Origin of the sequence: Methanoculleus frigidifontis, from assembly GCF_030464345.1 — an archaeon.
GTDB lineage: Archaea > Halobacteriota > Methanomicrobia > Methanomicrobiales > Methanoculleaceae > Methanoculleus_A > Methanoculleus_A frigidifontis.
This window is the reverse complement of the sequence record NZ_VCYH01000004.1, coordinates 43,575-61,223: the sequence shown is the minus strand read 5'-3', so window position 1 is coordinate 61,223 and position 17,649 is coordinate 43,575. Positions and strand designations below refer to the sequence as shown.

15 protein-coding genes are annotated in these 17,649 nt (G+C 61.3%); 9 read left to right on the top strand and 6 right to left on the bottom strand.

Annotation, left to right across the window (positions count from 1 at the left end):
* Nucleotides 1–2 precede the first annotated feature (2 nt).
* Nucleotides 3–806 (bottom strand): 4Fe-4S binding protein, encoded by an 804-nt coding sequence (locus FGU65_RS06815; RefSeq protein ID WP_301663688.1) that lies wholly within the window; start codon nt 804–806, stop codon nt 3–5.
* Between the two features lie 133 nt (nt 807–939).
* On the opposite strand from FGU65_RS06815, the gene FGU65_RS06810 reads away from it, so the two are divergent.
* Nucleotides 940–1,164 carry a hypothetical protein gene (locus FGU65_RS06810; protein WP_301663687.1) on the top strand — a complete coding sequence of 75 codons (225 nt, stop codon included), beginning with the start codon at nt 940–942 and terminating at the stop codon, nt 1,162–1,164.
* Nucleotides 1,165–1,219: 55 nt separating this feature from the next.
* Here the strand turns inward: FGU65_RS06810 and FGU65_RS06805 are convergent, their stop codons facing one another.
* Nucleotides 1,220–1,591 carry a VOC family protein gene (locus FGU65_RS06805; RefSeq protein ID WP_301663686.1) on the bottom strand — a complete coding sequence of 124 codons (372 nt, stop codon included), beginning with the start codon at nt 1,589–1,591 and terminating at the stop codon, nt 1,220–1,222.
* 197 nt (nt 1,592–1,788) lie between these two features.
* On the opposite strand from FGU65_RS06805, the gene FGU65_RS06800 reads away from it, so the two are divergent.
* The 4 genes from FGU65_RS06800 to FGU65_RS06785 all read left to right on the top strand — a co-directional run bounded on the left by FGU65_RS06800 (nt 1,789) and on the right by FGU65_RS06785 (nt 6,392).
* Nucleotides 1,789–2,817 carry an inorganic phosphate transporter gene (locus FGU65_RS06800; protein WP_301663685.1) on the top strand — a complete coding sequence of 343 codons (1,029 nt, stop codon included), beginning with the start codon at nt 1,789–1,791 and terminating at the stop codon, nt 2,815–2,817.
* Nucleotides 2,818–2,819: 2 nt separating this feature from the next.
* Nucleotides 2,820–3,473, top strand: coding sequence for a DUF47 domain-containing protein (locus tag FGU65_RS06795; RefSeq protein ID WP_301663684.1), 654 nt, complete (start codon nt 2,820–2,822; stop codon nt 3,471–3,473).
* Between the two features lie 329 nt (nt 3,474–3,802).
* Complete coding sequence (locus FGU65_RS06790; RefSeq protein ID WP_301663683.1) at nt 3,803–5,455, top strand: cache domain-containing protein; 1,653 nt, start codon at nt 3,803–3,805, stop codon at nt 5,453–5,455.
* Between the two features lie 343 nt (nt 5,456–5,798).
* Nucleotides 5,799–6,392: a flavodoxin family protein gene (locus FGU65_RS06785; RefSeq protein WP_301663682.1), complete on the top strand. Its 594-nt coding sequence runs from the start codon at nt 5,799–5,801 to the stop codon at nt 6,390–6,392.
* Between the two features lie 14 nt (nt 6,393–6,406).
* Here the strand turns inward: FGU65_RS06785 and FGU65_RS06780 are convergent, their stop codons facing one another.
* The gene (locus FGU65_RS06780; protein WP_301663681.1) at nt 6,407–9,535 is read right to left on the bottom strand and encodes a DUF3427 domain-containing protein; all 3,129 of its coding nucleotides are present in this window, start codon (nt 9,533–9,535) and stop codon (nt 6,407–6,409) included.
* Between the two features lie 108 nt (nt 9,536–9,643).
* On the opposite strand from FGU65_RS06780, the gene FGU65_RS06775 reads away from it, so the two are divergent.
* On the top strand, nt 9,644–10,330 hold the full coding sequence (locus tag FGU65_RS06775) for a dihydrofolate reductase family protein (protein ID WP_301663680.1): 687 nt from the start codon (nt 9,644–9,646) through the stop codon (nt 10,328–10,330).
* 19 nt (nt 10,331–10,349) lie between these two features.
* Here FGU65_RS06775 and FGU65_RS06770 read toward each other — a convergent pair whose 3' ends face one another.
* Nucleotides 10,350–10,544: a hypothetical protein gene (locus tag FGU65_RS06770; RefSeq protein WP_301663679.1), complete on the bottom strand. Its 195-nt coding sequence runs from the start codon at nt 10,542–10,544 to the stop codon at nt 10,350–10,352.
* 783 nt (nt 10,545–11,327) lie between these two features.
* Nucleotides 11,328–12,854 carry an ATP-binding protein gene (locus FGU65_RS06765; RefSeq protein WP_301663678.1) on the bottom strand — a complete coding sequence of 509 codons (1,527 nt, stop codon included), beginning with the start codon at nt 12,852–12,854 and terminating at the stop codon, nt 11,328–11,330.
* Between the two features lie 116 nt (nt 12,855–12,970).
* Here FGU65_RS06765 and FGU65_RS06760 point away from each other — a divergent pair, with 116 nt between their 5' ends.
* Entirely contained in the window at nt 12,971–13,099 is a 129-nt protein-coding gene (locus FGU65_RS06760) for a hypothetical protein (protein WP_301663677.1), read from the top strand.
* 218 nt (nt 13,100–13,317) lie between these two features.
* Here FGU65_RS06760 and FGU65_RS06755 read toward each other — a convergent pair whose 3' ends face one another.
* The gene (locus FGU65_RS06755; RefSeq protein ID WP_301663676.1) at nt 13,318–14,094 is read right to left on the bottom strand and encodes a winged helix-turn-helix transcriptional regulator; all 777 of its coding nucleotides are present in this window, start codon (nt 14,092–14,094) and stop codon (nt 13,318–13,320) included.
* Between the two features lie 199 nt (nt 14,095–14,293).
* Here FGU65_RS06755 and FGU65_RS06750 point away from each other — a divergent pair, with 199 nt between their 5' ends.
* A complete protein-coding gene (locus FGU65_RS06750; RefSeq protein WP_301663675.1) occupies nt 14,294–16,285 on the top strand; it encodes a hypothetical protein in 1,992 nt (663 codons plus the stop codon).
* Entirely contained in the window at nt 16,282–17,622 is a 1,341-nt protein-coding gene (locus FGU65_RS06745) for a TolB-like translocation protein (RefSeq protein WP_301663674.1), read from the top strand. Before FGU65_RS06750 ends, FGU65_RS06745 begins: the two co-directional genes overlap by 4 nt.
* Nucleotides 17,623–17,649: the final 27 nt, after the last annotated feature.

Genomic DNA, 17,649 nt, shown 5'->3' with positions numbered 1-17,649 from the left:
CGTCACGCCCCGCCGTACCGCCTGACATGGTTCCACGCCTGCCGGTATCGCCGCATCTCCGCTCCCGGTTCGTACAGCGATGGTTCCTCTCTTCTATAGTGGCGCCGGTCTTCACCGACCGGGCAGACCTTGATGCAGATGCCGCAGGGCGAGATGTGTCGCTTGTTCAGGGCGGCGCTGTTTGCGGAGCAGGCATTTTTGTCGGTCAGCCCTTGCGGGTAGTCCTCGCGGTCGAGCGCACCGGCCGGGCACATCCTGACGCAGCGCATGCACCGGATGCAGAGGTCGCGGTCGATCATCGGATCGGGCGGGAGCGGAGCGGCGGTGAGGACGGAGCCGAAGCGGACCCGGGGGCCGTATTCCGGTGTGAGGATGGTGTTGTTCACGCCGAAGGTCCCGAGGCCTGCGAGGAGTGCGGCGTGCCGGTGTGAAAAGAAGGCGATTGGGTTCTTCTGGAGCACCTCGATGCTCCCGTAGCCGTCCCGTGGCACGAAGACCGAGGGATATCCTATCTCGTTCAGAAACGAGGCCAGGCGGTAGGTGTACTGGTCGAGGAGCGTGTTGACCGTTTTGTAGAGCTCGTGGTAGTAGATGGAGGGCGCCGTCTCGAGCACCGGGAGGTGGACGGGCAGGCCGATGACGATGACCGATCGCGCCTCCGGGAATATCGACTGCGGAAAGAATTCTTCGGGCATCCAGGGCAGGAACGGCGGCTTTTTCCAGCGCTCGACGTCCGCGACGCCGACCAGCGGTATCTCCATCTGCCTGCACCGTTCTCTGACGGCCGCTTTCAGCTCTTCGGTCATACCTGATCAGCCGGAGATCTTCGCCGCCCACCTACAAAAGGGTTCACGCTCCAACCGCTCTCCACCCCGTATGCACGTCCCGGACCGGAGCGCCCCAGAAATATTTATCCTGCAGCGGCGCCTCTCCCTTTTAATGAGCGGAACGAAAGGTCATTTTGAGAGGGGCCGGTGGATCGAAGGCCGCGACCCTGAGCCGGAGCCCGCGCTCGGCACGGCGGGCAACGCAGCTCCTCCTCTCCCCGGGAAGCCGGAAGAGCATGAGCAGATCGAGCGGGCAGCACATGAGGCGGCCGAAAATCTGGAGCGGGCGATAAACGGGTGGGCGACCTCTGCCCGGCTCGGCCTGAAAAAGCTTTAGATCGAATGCCCCTTCCGGAGGAGCGAACGCTCTGCAACCCCTCGTCTGCACTGCGTTATGCTGCTGCCGGATCCTCCTCCCAGATGCCGAACCGGTTGCCCTCGGTATCCTCGCAGACAGCGAGGTATCCCAGATGAGGCACGGCCGTCTTCGGTAGTATCACCTTCCCGCCAGGGGTATCGATCTTTCCGAGACACTCCTCGAGTGAGGAGACGCCGAAGTAATTCACGATCTGCTGGCCCGGCTCCCCCCGCTCTCCCATCCCTCCGCCGACGCCTCCGGTGCCGTCAAGCGCCGCGGTCTCGATAAGGTAATACTCCATCGGGCCCGGACACTTCTCAAACTTCCAGTCGAAGAGTTCTCCGTAAAACGTTCTCGCACGCTCCACGTCATCGGCAGGCAGGTCAAAATGGACGATCGTCGGCATTTCATTCCCGCATGGTTGGATGCGTGGGTTGTTTTAATACCCTTTCCCCACGACACATGAATTGTCATACCGCTGCGCCTTCTCTGTGGTGCGGCGCAACCGTTCCGGGCAGGGAGTCGATCGCTTCCCGGGCACGCGGGTCACCGTGAGCACCCGGCGTGCCTCGCCTGCGTTCGATCGAGAGAGGATGTTTGCGGATGCTGCTCGTCGCCGCCGTTGCAATCGTGATAGCCTTCTTCTTCACCTTTACCAACGGTTTTCAGGACGCGAGCGCGATAGCCGCCACCTTCATCGCGTCCCGTTCGGCGACGCCGCGGCAGGGGATCATCATGGTGGCGGCAATGGCGCTTCTCGGTGCGATCTTCGGCGGGAGCGCGGTGGCGTTCACGCTGATAGGGCTGATCTCGATCGAATCCGACGTTGAAACCCTTTTTGTGCTGGTGACCGCTCTCGTGGCGGCGACCGCCTGGAACCTCGTGGCCTGGCGCTACAGGCTGCCTTCGTCGTCGACACACGCGCTCATCGGAGGCCTGGTGGGAGCGGGCATCGCGGCGGCGGGGCCGGGCAGCGTGAACTGGGGCGTCGGGGACCTGCTGGCCCCTCCCCACGAACTGAACGGCCTTGCACTGATCCTGGTCTTCCTCGTCGTATCGGTGCTCGCCGGTTTCTTCGGCAGTTTCGTCCTCCAGAAAGCGTCCGCCCTCCTGCTCCGCAACGCCAGACGAGGGATTAACCGGAGCATCATCCGCTTCAACTGGGTTGCTGCCGCGATGATGTCGTTCTTCAACGGTGCGAACGATACCCAGAAACAGCTGGGCGTGATCGCGCTCGTGCTGGTCGCTGCAGGAGAGTCCGCAACCATCGAGACACCCTTCTGGGCGCGGGCGGTGCTTGCTCTGCTGATCGCGGCCGGAACGCTCTCGGGAGGCTGGCGCATCATGACGACTCTCGGGCGGAGGATCTTCGAAGTCGAGCCCATCCATTCGTTCGATTCCCAGGTCTCCTCCGGGGCTGCCATTGCGCTCTCCACCGTTGCAGGCGCTCCGATTTCATCGACCCATATCATCTCCACGTCGGTCATCGGTGTGGGGGCGGCGGAGAATCCGCGCAAGGTGCGATGGTCGGTCGGCCGGGAGATTGTGATCGCGATGGTGATGACCATTCCGGTAACAATGGTGATCGCAGGAGCTCTTTATTTCATCATCTCTCCATTTACAGGGGTGTAGCCATGGGTGAACGATCCAGACAGAAGAACAGGAAGAACGATCGGGGCATCATCGATTCGATCTTACCACGTGAATACGATTTTGAGGGAATGCTGGCAGACCAGGCGGCCGAGACACTGGCAGGGGTGCGGACGCTGGTGCACTGGCTGGACACCGAACCGCTCGAGAAACCGGCAGCGCTGCTTCGCATCGAAGAGGACGTGGATGAGATGCGGTATGACATGGAGGCAAAACTGATCGATGCCTTCTCCACGCCCTTCGACCGGCAGGATATCTACACAATCTCACGCCGGATGGACTATATCCTCAACTTCTCGAAAGAGACCGCCCAGGAGATGCATGCCTTCGGGGTCCGGCCCGACGTGCCCATCCGCGCCATGGCGGCCGCTCTGCTCCGGGGCACGGAGCACGTGGCCGATGCGGTGAATGTCATGAGCTCGGACCGGGTGCGGGTCGAGGAGATGATCCAGGAAACCCGGGAGGCCATCAACGAGATCGAGGCCGTCTACATCACGAGCATGGCGGAGCTGCTGCACACCGACGATGCCATGAATGCGCTCCGAAAACGGGAGATATACCATCACCTCCGCGATGCGGGCAGAGCCCTGCGGGATACCGTCGATATTCTGCACACGGCGGTTGTGGGGCTGACGTGAGGAGAGACGAGTCCATAGCGGGTTTGCCCGACGCCTTCAGCCCCTCACCATGCGGACTGATCCGCTGGAGTCGCTCATTCTCTCCGTCTCGTGGAGGACGTGCCCCCGAAAGGAACCCGGATGTATTCCTCCGTTCGCCGTAGCCCGGTTTCCGCTTCGTTCCTGTGCACGAGCGCCGGGTACGAAGGGAGCGCCGTAGCGTACCAGGAAGGGTTCGGCCGCCGTCACGGTCCCGGTAGAGCGTGTAATTCGCTAAATCCGCGTCTCTTTCCTACTAAAGGCTCTTAAAATTCCGGTATCCTTTATTAGATGGTGAACTATCTTTACGTATGCGAGTCCATGCAACCTTTGCCCTCCTCCTCGTCATCGCGGTGCTTGGAGCGGGCTGTACGGGAGATGAACGGCCGTCCCCGCAGACATCTCAGGAGTCGGTCATCCGTGATGCCGTCTCCGGGATAAACGATGAACTTGAATCGGTCGAGGCCGCGGTCGGAGAGAATGCCCGGGTGCTCGGGGAGAGCGGGCTTACCGGTGCTGCGGGGAGGGAGGCACTGAAGCAGACGCTGCTGGAGTACCCCTGGGCAGAGTCGTCCCTCGTGATAGCAAAAGATGGTGTCGTGGTTATGGCCGTGCCCGAGAATTACGGGGAGATCGTGGGCAGGGATCTCTCGTACCAGCCTCAGGTGCAGCGGGCGAACCGGGAACAGGTGCCGATCGTCAGCGAGGTCTTCCCCCTGGAGGAAGGGTTCTCCGGGATCTCCCAGAGTTATCCGATCTTCGGGACAGAGTACCTGGGATACACGGACATCACGTACCGGCCCGATATCCTCATCGGACGGGTAATTGCACCTATCATCAACGGAACACCGTATGATGCCTGGGCCACACAGACCGATGGCCGGGTGATCTACGACACGACCCCCGAAGAGATCGGAAAGAACCTCTTTTCAGACCCGGTGTACCAGTCCCCCGGGCTCCAGGAGGCGTTTACCCGTATCGTCTCCGAACCCTCCGGCTCCATCGAGTACTCGTTCTATGATCTGAATTGGGAGCGGAACGTGACCAAGGAGGCGGTATGGGATACCGCCGGCATCGACGGGGCGGAGTGGCGCATCGTCATCACGCGGAGCCTGGATGCGGGAGAGCGGCAAAAAGTCGCAGGCAGCGGCATACCGCCTGCAGCAAACGCGACCGACGAGATGAAGGACTTTGTCAATGAGGCGGCTGCCTACGCACGCGAGCACGGCCGCACGGAGTCTCTCTCCGCGTTCAACAACCCTGAAGGAGAGTTTGTCCGTGGGGAACTCTACATCTTTGCCTATTCCATGAACGGCACTGTCCTCGCCCTTCCCTTCCAGCAGGGGCTCATCGGCACGGATCGGCGAGGGGTGCACGACCCCAACGGTGTGGCGTATATCGACGCCGCGTGCAGGGTTGCGGCGGAAGGGGGCGGCAGCATCTACTATGTCTACCCGAACCCGGCGAACGGGTATGCCGAAGAGCTCAAACTCGGGTACGTCGCGCCGGTGGATGATGAGTGGTTCGTCGGCTCCGGTGTCTACATTCCGGGAGTCGGTGCCGGGTTTACCGCGAGCGAGAAGGATGCGCTCGTGCAGCGGGTGAAGGCGGCACGAGATTATGCACAGGAGCTGGGGAAAGAGGCGGCATCCGCCGCGTTCAACGATCTCTCCGGGTCGTTTGCCGACGGCGGGGCATACATCTTTGCCTACGGAACGGATGGAGAGACGCTGGCGCTTCCGTATCAGCCCGAATTCATCGGCACGAACCGGCTCGGTTTTGCGGACAGGTACGGCGTAAAGATAATCGACTGGGAGATCGCCGCTGCAAAAGCCGGAAGCGGGTTTGTGTACGTCACGTACTATAACCCGGATACCGGCGGTGACGGGTTGAAACTCTGCTATGTGGCTCCGGTGGATGACGAGTGGTTCGTCGGCTCCGGCGTATATGCTGCGGAGACATGATCTCCACGGATATGCCGGCGCCGCTCCGCGCCCGAGGCGAGGGTGAAAACCCCTGTTCCACTGCTCTCATACGTTTTTCGATGAGCTGATCTGTCCTTTCGAGCATGGCATCGTCGGGGGAGAGGTGCTCGCTTGCATTTCGCCCGGGTCGTTCGGCAGGTCCGGGTACGCCGGCAACGTCGCCGCCTTCCGTGCCTCCCCCGATGCCGACCGGATGACCGGCCGGGCGCTCACTATCAGCGGCGGTCTCGAGACCCACGAACCTTTTCTTTTTCCATCCCCCCCGTTCTGTGGTGGGACTGAGATCCAAAACTCTTATCCACCCTGCAGGAGAGGTCTTGTTATGCAGGTACTCGGCATCAGCGGAAGCCCGCGGGCACGAGGGAACACCGCCCGTCTCCTCGCGGAGGTGCTCCGGGGAGTTTCCGATGCAGGCGGCGAGACGAGCGCCGTCAGCCTCTCCGACTATACCATTGCAGGCTGCGTCGGCTGCGAGCGGTGCAGACGCGATCCTGTCTGCACCCGCTGGAACGACGGTATGACACTGCTGTACCCCCGCATCGTGGAAGCGGATGCGCTCGTTCTCGGTTCGCCCGTCTACCACTACAACGTCACCAGCCAGATGAAGGCGTTCATCGACCGGCTGTATGCCTTCTACGACTTCACCGACGACCGCCCCCGGGGATATTCCAGCCGTCTTGCCGACCGGCCGCGCAAAGCGGTGGTCTTCGCGGTGGGTGAACAGGCGGAATCCGGGGATCTCGGCATCGCCCTGGAGGCGCTCTCCTGGCCGCTCCAGCCGCTCGGGTATGAGGTGGTCGGAGAGCTGCCGGTTCTCAACTGTTTTGAACCCGGCATCGTCGCGAAGAAGGAAGAGGTGCTTGCGCAGGCGTACCGGTGCGGCCGGGAGCTTGCGGCGGCACTCTCTGGAGCGTGAAACGGGCGGCGGTGCTACCCCACCACCATTTTGTTTGCTTTCAGGAAGAAACCCGGTGGCATCGGGTGGTCGAGTTCCCAGATGATGCTCATCGGGCGGCTTCCCTCGTGAGAGCGGTACCGGGCGGTTCCGAGGAAGATGTAGGGCTGCGTGACACCGTCGACCCTGTTATACTCGCGGACGAAGAGGAGAACCCTGCTCCCCCGGCGTTCGTGTTCGATATAGCGCCGCCCGGTCGCCGATGACGCCGACGTGGTGCTCTGTGACTGCCAGTGGAACAATCGGTCGCTGACTGCGTAGTCCTGGTACATTGTGGTCGGCGAGTAGTGCTCCCGGGTCTTATTCAGGGTAACCAGGAGCACGTCAGCCTTTGTATCCTCCAGGTATACGACGCCTTCCCGGCTGCCCCCTGCCGGCCTCCGGGTCAGGGTGTAGTGGCTGAGGGCTGCAAATGCCTGTGCCCGGGTGTAGGTAGCGTGGAGTTCGAGAGCGTTTGTGCTCCCGAGGTCAACGCCCATTCCGGAGAACCTGCTGCGCGCATAGGTGTGGTCAAGGAGGTCACAGATCTCGCGCCGGATCTCGTCATGCTCAAAGATCCCCGGGAATATCTCTCTGACATCTCTCCCCTCGCCGGTAAGGGGAGCATCATAGAGTGAGTAGTAGAAGAGGGCAAGCATGCACGCCTCGCGGGCAGAGGGGTCTTTGCACCGGCGGGGATCTGCGAGCAGATCCCTGATGAACCGGATGGCCTCCGGTGCGTCCAGAGCTGCCAGATGGAGCGCAGCGGCCCTGGGGAAGAGGTGCGGGTCTGCACAGGTCTCCGGGTAAACTCCCGCCTCCGCGGCCAGTGCAGAGAATGTCCCTCTTCGGTAGACATCGGTGGGCTGCAGATGGTAGCGGGAGAGGAACTCCCCAAACCCGGGGACTCTGCCGATCTCGGCCTGCAATGAGCGGATATTCCGGATAAGGGCTGTCCGGTTCGTGATGTTCGCCGTGATGTTCGCAAGAACCCTCTCACTGGCCACTTTCTCAAAGTGGATATGGCAGCCCTTCGGGAGTGAGTATGCGTCGAGGGAGACCTGTTCGACCAGGGTTCGTCCTGCCGGGGAGAGGAGCGCTGCAATTCTCTCGCCGAACGGGAAATTTTTGTTGTGGTTCCCGACGAAATCGAGGACGGTCAGGCACTCCTTCCCGTCCGAGAGGCGGAGCCCCCGGCCAAGTTGCTGGAGAAAGACGGTGAGGCTCTCGGTGGGGCGCAGGAAGAGGATGGTATTCACCTCCGGGATATCGACGCCCTCATTGTAGAGGTCGACGACGAAGATGAAGTGGATCTCCCGCCCAACCAGCCGCTTCTGGATGGCGGCGCGTTCCTGGCGGGAACTCCCTGCATGCAGACAGGCCGCCGGGATGCCCGCCTCCTGGAACGATGCTGCCATGTACTCCGCATGCTCCACAGACACGCAGAATCCGAGCCCGACGATGTCGCGAATCTCGGTCGTGTACTCCTGCACTTTCCTGATGATAAGGTCTGCCCGCTCCCGGTTCCCGGTGTACGCCTGCGAAAGGGCGGCGGGGTCATAGGCTCCCCGCTTCCACGGCATGGCGTCAAGGTCGACGACGTCGGTGACCCCGAAGTAGTGGAACGGGGCGAGCAGTTTCCGGTCGATAGCTTCCGGAAGCCGGATCTCGGCGGAAACTCTGCCGTTGAAGTGGTCGAGGATCTCGAGCCCGTCCATCCGTTCAGGGGTCGCAGTGAGGCCGAGGAGGATACGTGGCGTGTAGTGGCCAAGCAGCCTCCGGTACGAGGGGGCTGCGGCGTGGTGGAACTCGTCGACGATGATCATATCGTAGTAGTCCGGAGGCGTGACCTCCGTGAGGCTCCTGCTGTTCAGGCTCTGGATCGAGGTGAAGAGGTGTTCGATCTGCGACGGCTCGCTTCCGCCGACCAGGAGGTCGCCGAAGTTCTGATCCCTGAGGATCGCCCGGAAGACGCGGAGGCTCTGCGTCAGGATCTCCTCGCGGTGGGCGACGAAGAGCAGCCGCGGATACGCTCCCGGCTTTTCGACAAGGCTTTTGTAGTCAAACGCCGATATGACTGTCTTTCCTGTCCCGGTCGCAGCGACGATGAGGTTTCGGGCGTTGCCGTGCAGCTCCCGCTCCGCCCTGAGCCGGTCGAGGATCTCCTTCTGAAAGTGATAGGGCCTGATGTCGAAGACCGGAAGAAGCTCTGTCCCGCTCCGCCGCTCTTTTGCGAGCGCACGCTGCAGTCTTTCCCGGCTTCCAGGCGTGTACGCGACGAACTCCGGATCGTTCCAGTAGGTCTCGAACGTCTCGCTGATCTTTCTGATGATGTCGTACGAGTCCTGCTCGGTGACCTTGACGTTCCACTCAAGACCACTTGTTATTGCAGGATTCGAGAGGTTCGACGACCCGATGTAGGAGGTGGAGAAGCCGTTCTTCCGGTGAAATGTGTAGGTCTTGGCGTGGAGCCGGGTCCGGTCGGTGTCGTAGGATATCCGGACGGTTGTGTTCGGGAGGGCTGCAAGGGCTTCGACCGCCTTTGGGTCGGTCGCTCCGGTGTAGGAGGTCGTGATCACCCGCAGCCTGCCCCGCCTGACAAACTGCTGTAAATCGTCGATGATCAGCCGGATCCCACTCCATTTAATGAACGAAACGAGGAGGTCGATGCGGTCTGCGCTCAGGATCTCTTTTCTGAGTTCGTCCACCAGCCCGGGTTCCCGTGGAGAGCCGGTGAAGAGGCTGCTCTGCGCGATGGAGGTCTCGGGGCGGACGGGCGCACCGGTCCTGAATGCGGGGAGGCAGGTCTGCTCCGCGATTGTGAGCAGGACCTCTGCGTCGGGCGTGATCGCACACTGTTTCAGGGCCGGATCATGCAGTTCATCAGCGAGGCGCTCGATGAGGCGGTTGCAGATCCTGACCTGCTCATCCAGGGGAATGCCCTTTTCACCGGCTGACCGGAGAGCCTGCCTGAGGATCCTGGAGAGGTATCGTGCGAGGATTGTCCCGGGATCGTAGTGCGCAAGCGGGTCTTTCAGTAATCTTCCTTCTTTCTCGGGGACGGTGAGCCTGGACGCGAGGTATTCGCTGATGACCTGCTCGTAGATCCCCGGGACCGGCTCCATACTTCCCATTTGGGTAGGGGGTTGAAAATGGCTGTGATCTGACGGTGCGGGAGCGTACCCACGCATGCTATACCCTCCGAGAGCGTATCCGTACCCCGGGGAGCCACCATGTATCCGGAAGTCATTATCCACAACAGCGTGAGCCTTGACTATGCGGTGACGGGCTTTGCTATCGATCTCGGCCAGCACTACGGTGCACTTCTGGCCTTCGCACCCGATGCGACCCTCGTGGGCTCGGCGACGGCGAAGTCCGGGATCGAGCGGTTCCTGGACATCACAGAGCCCGAGACGGCGGCGGACCGGCACCGGCCCGCGGTCAGGGCGGATGATCCCCGGCCGATCGGCGTCTTCGTCGACAGCAGGGGCGTGCTGAACGGTCTGCTCCATTTCTACCGGAATCTCGAGCATATCAAGGACGTCGTTGTCCTCGTCTCGGAGACGACGCCGGAGGACTACCTCGACTACCTGCGTGAGCGGGAGTACCCGTTCATCCGGTGCGGGGCGGAGCGGGTAGATCTTCCGGCGGCGCTCCGGGAACTCCGCGAACGGTTCGGCGTATCGCGCGTGGTCTCGGACAGCGGCAGCGATCTTAATAACGTGCTGATCCGGGACGGGATCGCCGACACGATCAGCCTGATCGTCCACCCGGTCGTCGCCGGGGATCAGGGAAAGAAGCTGCTCTGCCCGGTCGGGATGCGGGCAAAACTGGCGCTGCAGAAGGCCGAGGCGCTGGAACAGGGTGCCGTCCACCTGGTCTATGCCGTGCTGAAAGAGGCGGGCGATCCGCAGCCGTAACTCTGGGTATGCCGGTTCTTTACTCTTTTTGAACGGCGGCAACCCCGGCGAGCAGCACTGCAAGAGTGCAGATGACGAGGCCGATGGTGCCGGTGCTGAACCCCGTCGGGGGAGACCCGGTGAAGTAGTAGGGCACTGTCGAGAAGTGTATCAGGAATGCGATGCCGAGGAGGGAAGTGGTGATCGCGACTGTGCCGATGCTGCTGGTTCTCATGTCTCTCACCCAAAAATGGGTAGGGGCCTGCTATTGTTCTTTTGGTTCGCGTCGGGATCAGCGTTGCAGGTTTTCGGCTCGACGGCGGCGGTGTTCGGTGCAGCAGTGCAGCAGGTTTGCAGCGTCTTTCAAGCACCTGCTGCAAACCATAGGACTGCCGGAACGGGGCGAATAGTGGGGTACGAGCTGCGGAAAAGAGAGGTAGTACCTACACGTGTACAGATGTACAGCAAGATGTACGATCACACAGTGCACGATCTGCACGTGTCCACGCTACCGACTGTGCCTGTGATCCGGCGAATGCTGCACACGAACAATTGAAAGCGCCGTCACAATGCCCTCTGGGGAAACTGGGCGCCTATATGCCTCAGAATAACGGCGGAAGCTGCTGTAACTCTGCTGTAACCGTGCCGCACGGTGTATATCGCATGGGAAGGATCCGGCACCGGCCGGCCCGAGCGACCTCCGGAAGCGGAGGCTCTGCCGGTGCTGGATCTGTGAAGGGTTGCAGGCGGCACCCGGTGCTGCAGGGGGTGGCCGTCCCTCTCTTCGCTCTGGACAGCGGCAAAATTGCCGTCCTTTTTCAATTTTACCTGATGATACCAGCGAAAGATTCCTGTGCCTGGGTTGGCCGCGGTGTGCGGCTCCGATTCCTGAAAGACGGTAGTATCGCAGGGTTATAGCGGTGATATGCGGGCGAGTAATTGCCGGAGGGTGGCTGCCCTGGCTCGGCCCGAGATCGATCGAGCGAGGGCTTCAGTGAGGGTCATTTTCTCGGCGGATTCAGCCGGAATCATGGGTATGTATGGGTTGCTGAACCGGTGCCGTGCTGCATTCCTCCTCTCTCCTGTCCGGGAACCGGTATGCCCCTTCCGGCACCAGGATCTCGAACCGGGCGCCCCTCCCCGGTTCGCCGGTCTCCCGGATGGAAAGCCCGGTAATTGCCAGAACCTCTCTGACGAGGAAGAGCCCCATGCCTTTCCTCTCCTCAAGGTTGCGTTCAAAGATGGCGGTTTTCAGGGACTCAGGGATCCCTTCGCCGTCGTCCTCGAAGACCAGCACCAGCCCGTTATCCATCTCCTGCCAGTGCAGGGCGATCGTTGTGGCGGTCTTGGCGTGCTGGAGCACGTTCTGCGCGAGGTTGAAGAAGACCTGCTCCAGCAGCGGGTCGGCGTAGACCGCAAGCCCGTTTACGTTGAGATTGCGGGCGAGGGCGAGCGAGTCCAGGTGCGACAGTCCGAGCAGGAACGCCTGCTCGACACTCTGCCAGGAGGCTGGTCTCAGGCCAAGATCCTGGTAGGTCCGGGCGAACTGCAGCAGGCTGTCGATATTCTCGACCGTCGCCGCCAGTTTCCGGTGATATGCCCGCTGCCGCTCGTCGGTCAGGATCTCTTCCTCGAGCTGGATGTACCCCGCAAGCGAGAAGACCGCCGACCGGATGTCGGTGAAGGCGATGAAGTTCAGCAGGTTCAGTTTCTTCCGCGCCTGGTCGAGAGCCTGCTCACTCTTCCGGAGTTCGTCGTAATTGTGCTGCAGTTCCGCGGCGGTGGCGGCCGTTTCTTCGTAGGCGGCACTGAGTTCTTCGTTCTTGCGGAGGATCTCCTCCTCCGCCCTCTTCAGGGCGGTGATGTCCCGGAGGGATTCGATTGCGCCGATAATTGTCCCGCCGGTATCGTACAGGGGTGACGCAGTGACGTGGAGATACGCCCCCGCTCCCTGATTCAGAACGGAGCTGTAGGATTCCGCAATAATCAGATTCCCCTTTCTCTGGATATCAGGATAGAGCCTCACAAGGTCGTCTCTATCGCTGTGAATAATGAGATCCAGGAGTGCCGGCTTCCGGGTGCCGTAAAAAGGGATGCTATACTCAAAATCGCCTTTCCCCATGATATCCGCTGCCTTTACGCCTGTCGTCTCTTCGATAGCCAGGTTCCAGGCAAGCACTCTCCCTTCGAGATCGATGACGAACGTCGGGTCAGGCAGGAAGTTGATGATATCCGTCAACCGGCGTTCGGATAATTTCAGGGCTTCTTCAGCTTCCTGCCGCCGGAGGGCGTCACGGGCAATAAAAAACAGCCCGATGAAAACAAGGACGTATGCCCCTATCCTGTCGACGATCAGGACCTGTTCGAAGGCGGCCTTCAGGTCCAGAAGGGTTGCCGCATGTGAGACGGCAAATAGTCCAAATGCCAGTCCGATATACAGGGGCGTGCGGCTGTTCGATCGCCGGTGCCACCAGATGCTCAAGATCACAATCCCTACACAGAAGATCAGGTTGGTGAAGATTATCGGGTCAAAGACAAACTGCATCTGTATCCACCGTCCTTCTGTGTCTGGGAACCGGGCGCCCTTGCCGGCTTTTCTCGCTCCCGGATCGCGCTGCCGCTCATCGGAAGGTTTCTCTCCCCTCGCAAACTTCCCCTCTGTTGCAAATCCGGGTCCGGTCGATCGCCGACCACAGAACCGTTCCGGGGCGGGCTCAGCTCCAGCAGCATCGAGACCGGGAGATGGCGGTGACCCGTGCGCTGATGGGTCCTGCCGTGGCACTCATGTAACAGTGCGAGTATTGCAGAATTAGCCACTTAAATGTGTTGATTTGGGAAGCCTCCGGAACCCCTCTCGTTTTCGGGAAAAGTGTCCGGTACGGTTCTCGCGGCCGCCCGGTGATATCTGAATGAGGAACGCCGCGGAAGCGGCAGGTCCTGCGGGGATCAGATCTGCACCTTTCCGGCTCGGAAAGCCCGCCGATACGCGCTGCACCCGGCTGGTCTGCTCACATGCAGGTTTCATCCCGGGATTCCCGAACGCTATCGGGCATGCACGCACACAGGAGGGCTGCGGCGCCGGAGGTCAGGCGATACGTGGTCGTGCCCCCATCTTTTTCCGAAACGATTATCCCGCTGCTGCTTAAGCGGGAGAGGTGCCATGAGACGGACGAGGGCGTGATACCCATCCGGCAGGCAATCTCCGATCGCGTCGCGCTGCGGCTCCGGGCGAGGTGCCTGCAGATCTCACCGCCTGTCCCTCCGCGGATCCGGGACAGGATCCGTTTTTCATCCGTTGAATATTTGCCGTCGTTTTCAAAGTACGCCGTACGGCCGCCTTCCCTCCGCTCCGAAATCCGGCCTTCCCGGAGAAGGATGTACAGGTGATAGTGCAGGGTGCCCCGGTTGATGCCGTTTTGTTCTGCGATCACGGAGAACGGGGTGCCCGGATGCATCCGGATATAGTCGTAGACGGTTGCACGGACCGGGTGGCCTAATACATCCCGGCGCGCCACCCGGCGAAACCCCAGGCTGCACCATGCGCCGATCACGTAGAAGATGTCTACCGGGTGGCAGAGCAGAGGGCAGATCATGCAGACCATATACCAGGTGAGCGTCAACGGAGCAACTTCCCACCACGATATGGGAACGGATTCCAGCACGTTCGCGTCGGGAGGGAGCGACTCCCACGTCTCCACCGAGTACATGCCGGCTGCCGTCGCGGGTGCGGCACACAGCGCGACAAGAACCAGAGCCAGCAGCGTGATCCGGAAGTTCCCAGCCATTCTAAACGCCTCCCGACAGTGCATTTGAAATCAGGAGGATATAAATGATCTGTGACAATCATCTTCTCCGGCATTGGTATGCCGGCTCTCCCTTCACCTTCACGCCCCGGAGTAGACGATTCTCACAGAAAGAGTATATGACAACGGGAAATACAGATCAGCAAGGCCTGCAACGATGCAATTGCAGGAGGTGAAGGTGATGAAGATAAACAGCTCGCACTCTATACGCTGCGCAGCCGCCGTCCTGGTGCTCTGCGTGATTGTAGCACCTGCCGCCGCACTGAACGCACAGGTGTCCCAGCCGATCCTGCCAAAAGGGATTCCCCTCTCGATCACCGGGCAGACGGACTTTCCCGGAGAGATCGCCGTCTGGATCGTCGGCCGTACCGTCCAGGACCGCCGGATCATCACCGCACCGGACGGCACCTTTGCAGAAGAATTATTCCCGGCCAACGCAACGTCCGGACTTCGCAGCGGCCAGTACTTCCTGATCATCGAGGATACCGGCCCCGACGCAAAGTTCGCTCTCGAGACCGCTGCGGATGACGGCCGGACAGTGGTGTACCACGGCGATCTGCCTCTTTTTGCGCTCGACGATCCCGAGACCGGTTATTCGGACACCGCAATGGCGCTCTCCGAAGCTCTCGACCGCCCTGACATCGACGATGCAGCGACAACATTGGTCTTTCTCGTGGAAGAACCCTGGATGAGGTTCGATCAGGTCCCTTCCGGCCACCCCGGCGACCGTCTGCGGTTCGCCGGGTCAACCAATCTGCCGCCTGGCAGTGAGATTGCCTATACCGTCTTCTCTGTTTCCGCCAATCCAGGGAAGGATGATAAAATCGCGGAATCAGGTTCCATCAAGGTCGTGAAGGGAGGGGGGCACAACTACTGGTACTTCGATATCGATACGGGCGGACTTGAGATTGGGGAGTACGTCATGACCCTCGATTCCGGCCTTGCCGCTGCCACTGCCACAACGGTCTTCACCCTCCACAACGCCGGGGTTTCCCTGCCTGCGACGCCTGGAATAACCATGGAGATGCTCCAGGAGGAGCCGGAGGAGATCTCCGCACCACCGATAGGACCGGAGCCGGATCCTGCCGAGACCGCGGATCCGGGAGTGATCTCCACGACCGAACGCCTCATCAGTACGATCGGAAGTGGGGTGTCGGCCATTGACGGCGACTACATCGTCTGGGTCGAAAGAACAGAGGAGGAGAAGACGAACATCTTCCTGTACGATATTCCGACCGGGACGACGCGCATGATCGCCGGGGATGCCGATTACCGTACCTCGTCAATCGACATCTCGGGAGATCGCGTTGCCTGGGAGATCTCCCGGCCTGATGCGTCCGTAAGATCGGACGGTATCGGACTCTATACCATCCCGACAGGAGTTGTCGAGAAACGGCCCCTTGGTGAGTACCTGATCATTGAGATTGCAATGGACGGCGACCTGATTGTGTTCTCGGCGGTGGATTGGTCGGCGGCCGGTTCCGACGGCAGCCGAGACCGGGACATACTGCTCTACTCCATCTCGAATAATACGACACAGATCCTCTGCAACGAATCCGGCCACCAGATCGAACCGGCGATCAACGAAGGGTATGTCGCGTGGCGCGACTCGAAAGGAGCGTACGCCGATACCGTCACCATCTGCTCGCTGGCCGATTTCAGCCGGGTCACCCTCCGCCCTGCCGCCGGTAGTTCATACGGGACACCCTCCGTAGGCGGAGGGATGGTGGTATCTCCGCTCCATCACCGTACTTCCGGAACCACGGAACTGTGCAACACGGAGATCGTGATGGCGACACTTCCCGGAATGGAAACGACGACCCTTGCTCTCCCTGAAATGCCCCGGCGCTACCATCCGCAGTCCAACGGCGAATGGACCGTGTGGGAAGAGCGGGATCCGGACTCTGCCGGCCTGATCACGGTGTTGTACGACATGAAAGCGGGAACAGTCCTCAAGACCTGGAGCGGCGGATGTTCCGGGATCGATCGCAATCATATCATCGTCGCGGGGTCCGACGGTCTCCGGCTCATCACGGTCCCCGGCGACACCCTCCCGGATGCCGGAGGGAGCACGGGGGCGGGTGCACTCCCCGATGCCCCGATGATCGGATTCAGCGTTATGGTTGCCGGTATGGCGGCGGTCGCGGCGCTCTGGATGAGGGGGCGCAGGTGAAGGCGAAACGAATATTCATCCTCTTCGCAGTGATCGCGATCATCGTTGCAGGAACCGGCGCAGCGGTGCCCTTTGCAGGTGACGAGCCGGTCCGGATCGCATGCCCGAGCAACGTCATATCCGCACCGGCGGCCGGAGGGGATCGCATCCTGTGGATAGAACCCAGCCCTTCCCCTCCTTATTACGCATTTCTGGGCTCTCGCACCATCCGTGCCTATAACGCCACGTCACGGACAGAAACTCTCATCCGCTCCCGTGCGACCAATGCCTGCTCCCCCGATATCGATGGCGATCTCGCGGTCTGGGAGGAGGAGCGCGGGACAACGACCGACATAGTCCTCTACAACTTTCGCACGGGAACGGTCTTTGCCCTCCACACCGCCGGGCACCAGAACAATCCCCGCGTGAGCGAAGGACGCATCGTCTGGGAGGAGGGGTTCGATGGTGAATGCGGCATCTGGATGTATGACACGGAGACCGGCGAACTCTTCGGCCTTTCCAGTGGAAAGGCCGATTGTACCGCGCCTGATATTGACGGGAACATCGTCGTCTGGCTTGAACAATCCGGCCGCGATGCATACGCGATCGTCTCGCTGGATCTGGTGTCCGGGCGGCGGGACGTCCTTGCCACCACAACCGCTCCGGTCTGCTCCCGTATCGACGGGGGAACGGTTGTATGGGAGGACGGTGGGATGATTCATCTCGCATCGACCGAAGAGGGCGTGACCACGCTCCCCGGCGAGCCGGCATCGCGCTCCGGCGCGGTCATCAGCGGTACCACCGTTGCATGGTCGGAAGACGGCCGGATCCGGTGCCACGATCTTGTGGACGGGGAGACGACACGGATCGGAACGCGGCAGGCCTCTACGAAACCGGCGATCCTGGAGGAGGGGATTGCGTGGGTGGAAGGCGGCACCGGCGGACAGTGCTCTCTCCAGTATCAGCCGTTTGCATCGGCGCCGGCGACCGGGCTGCAGGTCGAGCCGGTTGCGACGGTCACTCCTGTCTCGGCAGGGAACCAGACCGGCCGGCTGCGGGAGGGGGAGTGTGCATGGTACGCGCTGGACGTCTCGCCCGGAACCACCGGGGTATCGCTGGACTTCGCATGGGAGAATGCAAACGAATCGCTCTCGTGTACGCTTATCGGTCCTGGTGGAGCGATGCTGCGGTTCACCGACAGCGATGACGGGGAGATGGATGCCAGAGTGAGGGTTTCGGTCATGTCTTCGGCAGGGCTCGTCCCCGGCAGGTGGTATTATGCCGTGTCGGGCGAGTCGGTAGGGGCAGATGTCTCCTACGCCGTCACGTTGTACGAATGTGGGGTTCGGGATGGATAAGGTGCGGTGCGATGCGCCCGCACCTCT

What these genes read in the sequence shown, in the direction of transcription:
- FGU65_RS06815 (WP_301663688.1), bottom strand. Translation starts at nt 806, where the DNA reads ATGACCGAAGAGCTGAAAGCGGCCGTCAGAGAACGGTGCAGGCAGATG.
- FGU65_RS06810 (WP_301663687.1), top strand. Translation starts at nt 940, where the DNA reads ATGAGCGGAACGAAAGGTCATTTTGAGAGGGGCCGGTGGATCGAAGGC.
- FGU65_RS06805 (WP_301663686.1), bottom strand. Translation starts at nt 1,591, where the DNA reads ATGCCGACGATCGTCCATTTTGACCTGCCTGCCGATGACGTGGAGCGT.
- FGU65_RS06800 (WP_301663685.1), top strand. Translation starts at nt 1,789, where the DNA reads ATGCTGCTCGTCGCCGCCGTTGCAATCGTGATAGCCTTCTTCTTCACC.
- FGU65_RS06795 (WP_301663684.1), top strand. Translation starts at nt 2,820, where the DNA reads ATGGGTGAACGATCCAGACAGAAGAACAGGAAGAACGATCGGGGCATC.
- FGU65_RS06790 (WP_301663683.1), top strand. Translation starts at nt 3,803, where the DNA reads ATGCGAGTCCATGCAACCTTTGCCCTCCTCCTCGTCATCGCGGTGCTT.
- FGU65_RS06785 (WP_301663682.1), top strand. Translation starts at nt 5,799, where the DNA reads ATGCAGGTACTCGGCATCAGCGGAAGCCCGCGGGCACGAGGGAACACC.
- FGU65_RS06780 (WP_301663681.1), bottom strand. Translation starts at nt 9,535, where the DNA reads ATGGAGCCGGTCCCGGGGATCTACGAGCAGGTCATCAGCGAATACCTC.
- FGU65_RS06775 (WP_301663680.1), top strand. Translation starts at nt 9,644, where the DNA reads ATGTATCCGGAAGTCATTATCCACAACAGCGTGAGCCTTGACTATGCG.
- FGU65_RS06770 (WP_301663679.1), bottom strand. Translation starts at nt 10,544, where the DNA reads ATGAGAACCAGCAGCATCGGCACAGTCGCGATCACCACTTCCCTCCTC.
- FGU65_RS06765 (WP_301663678.1), bottom strand. Translation starts at nt 12,854, where the DNA reads ATGCAGTTTGTCTTTGACCCGATAATCTTCACCAACCTGATCTTCTGT.
- FGU65_RS06755 (WP_301663676.1), bottom strand. Translation starts at nt 14,094, where the DNA reads ATGGCTGGGAACTTCCGGATCACGCTGCTGGCTCTGGTTCTTGTCGCG.
- FGU65_RS06750 (WP_301663675.1), top strand. Translation starts at nt 14,294, where the DNA reads ATGAAGATAAACAGCTCGCACTCTATACGCTGCGCAGCCGCCGTCCTG.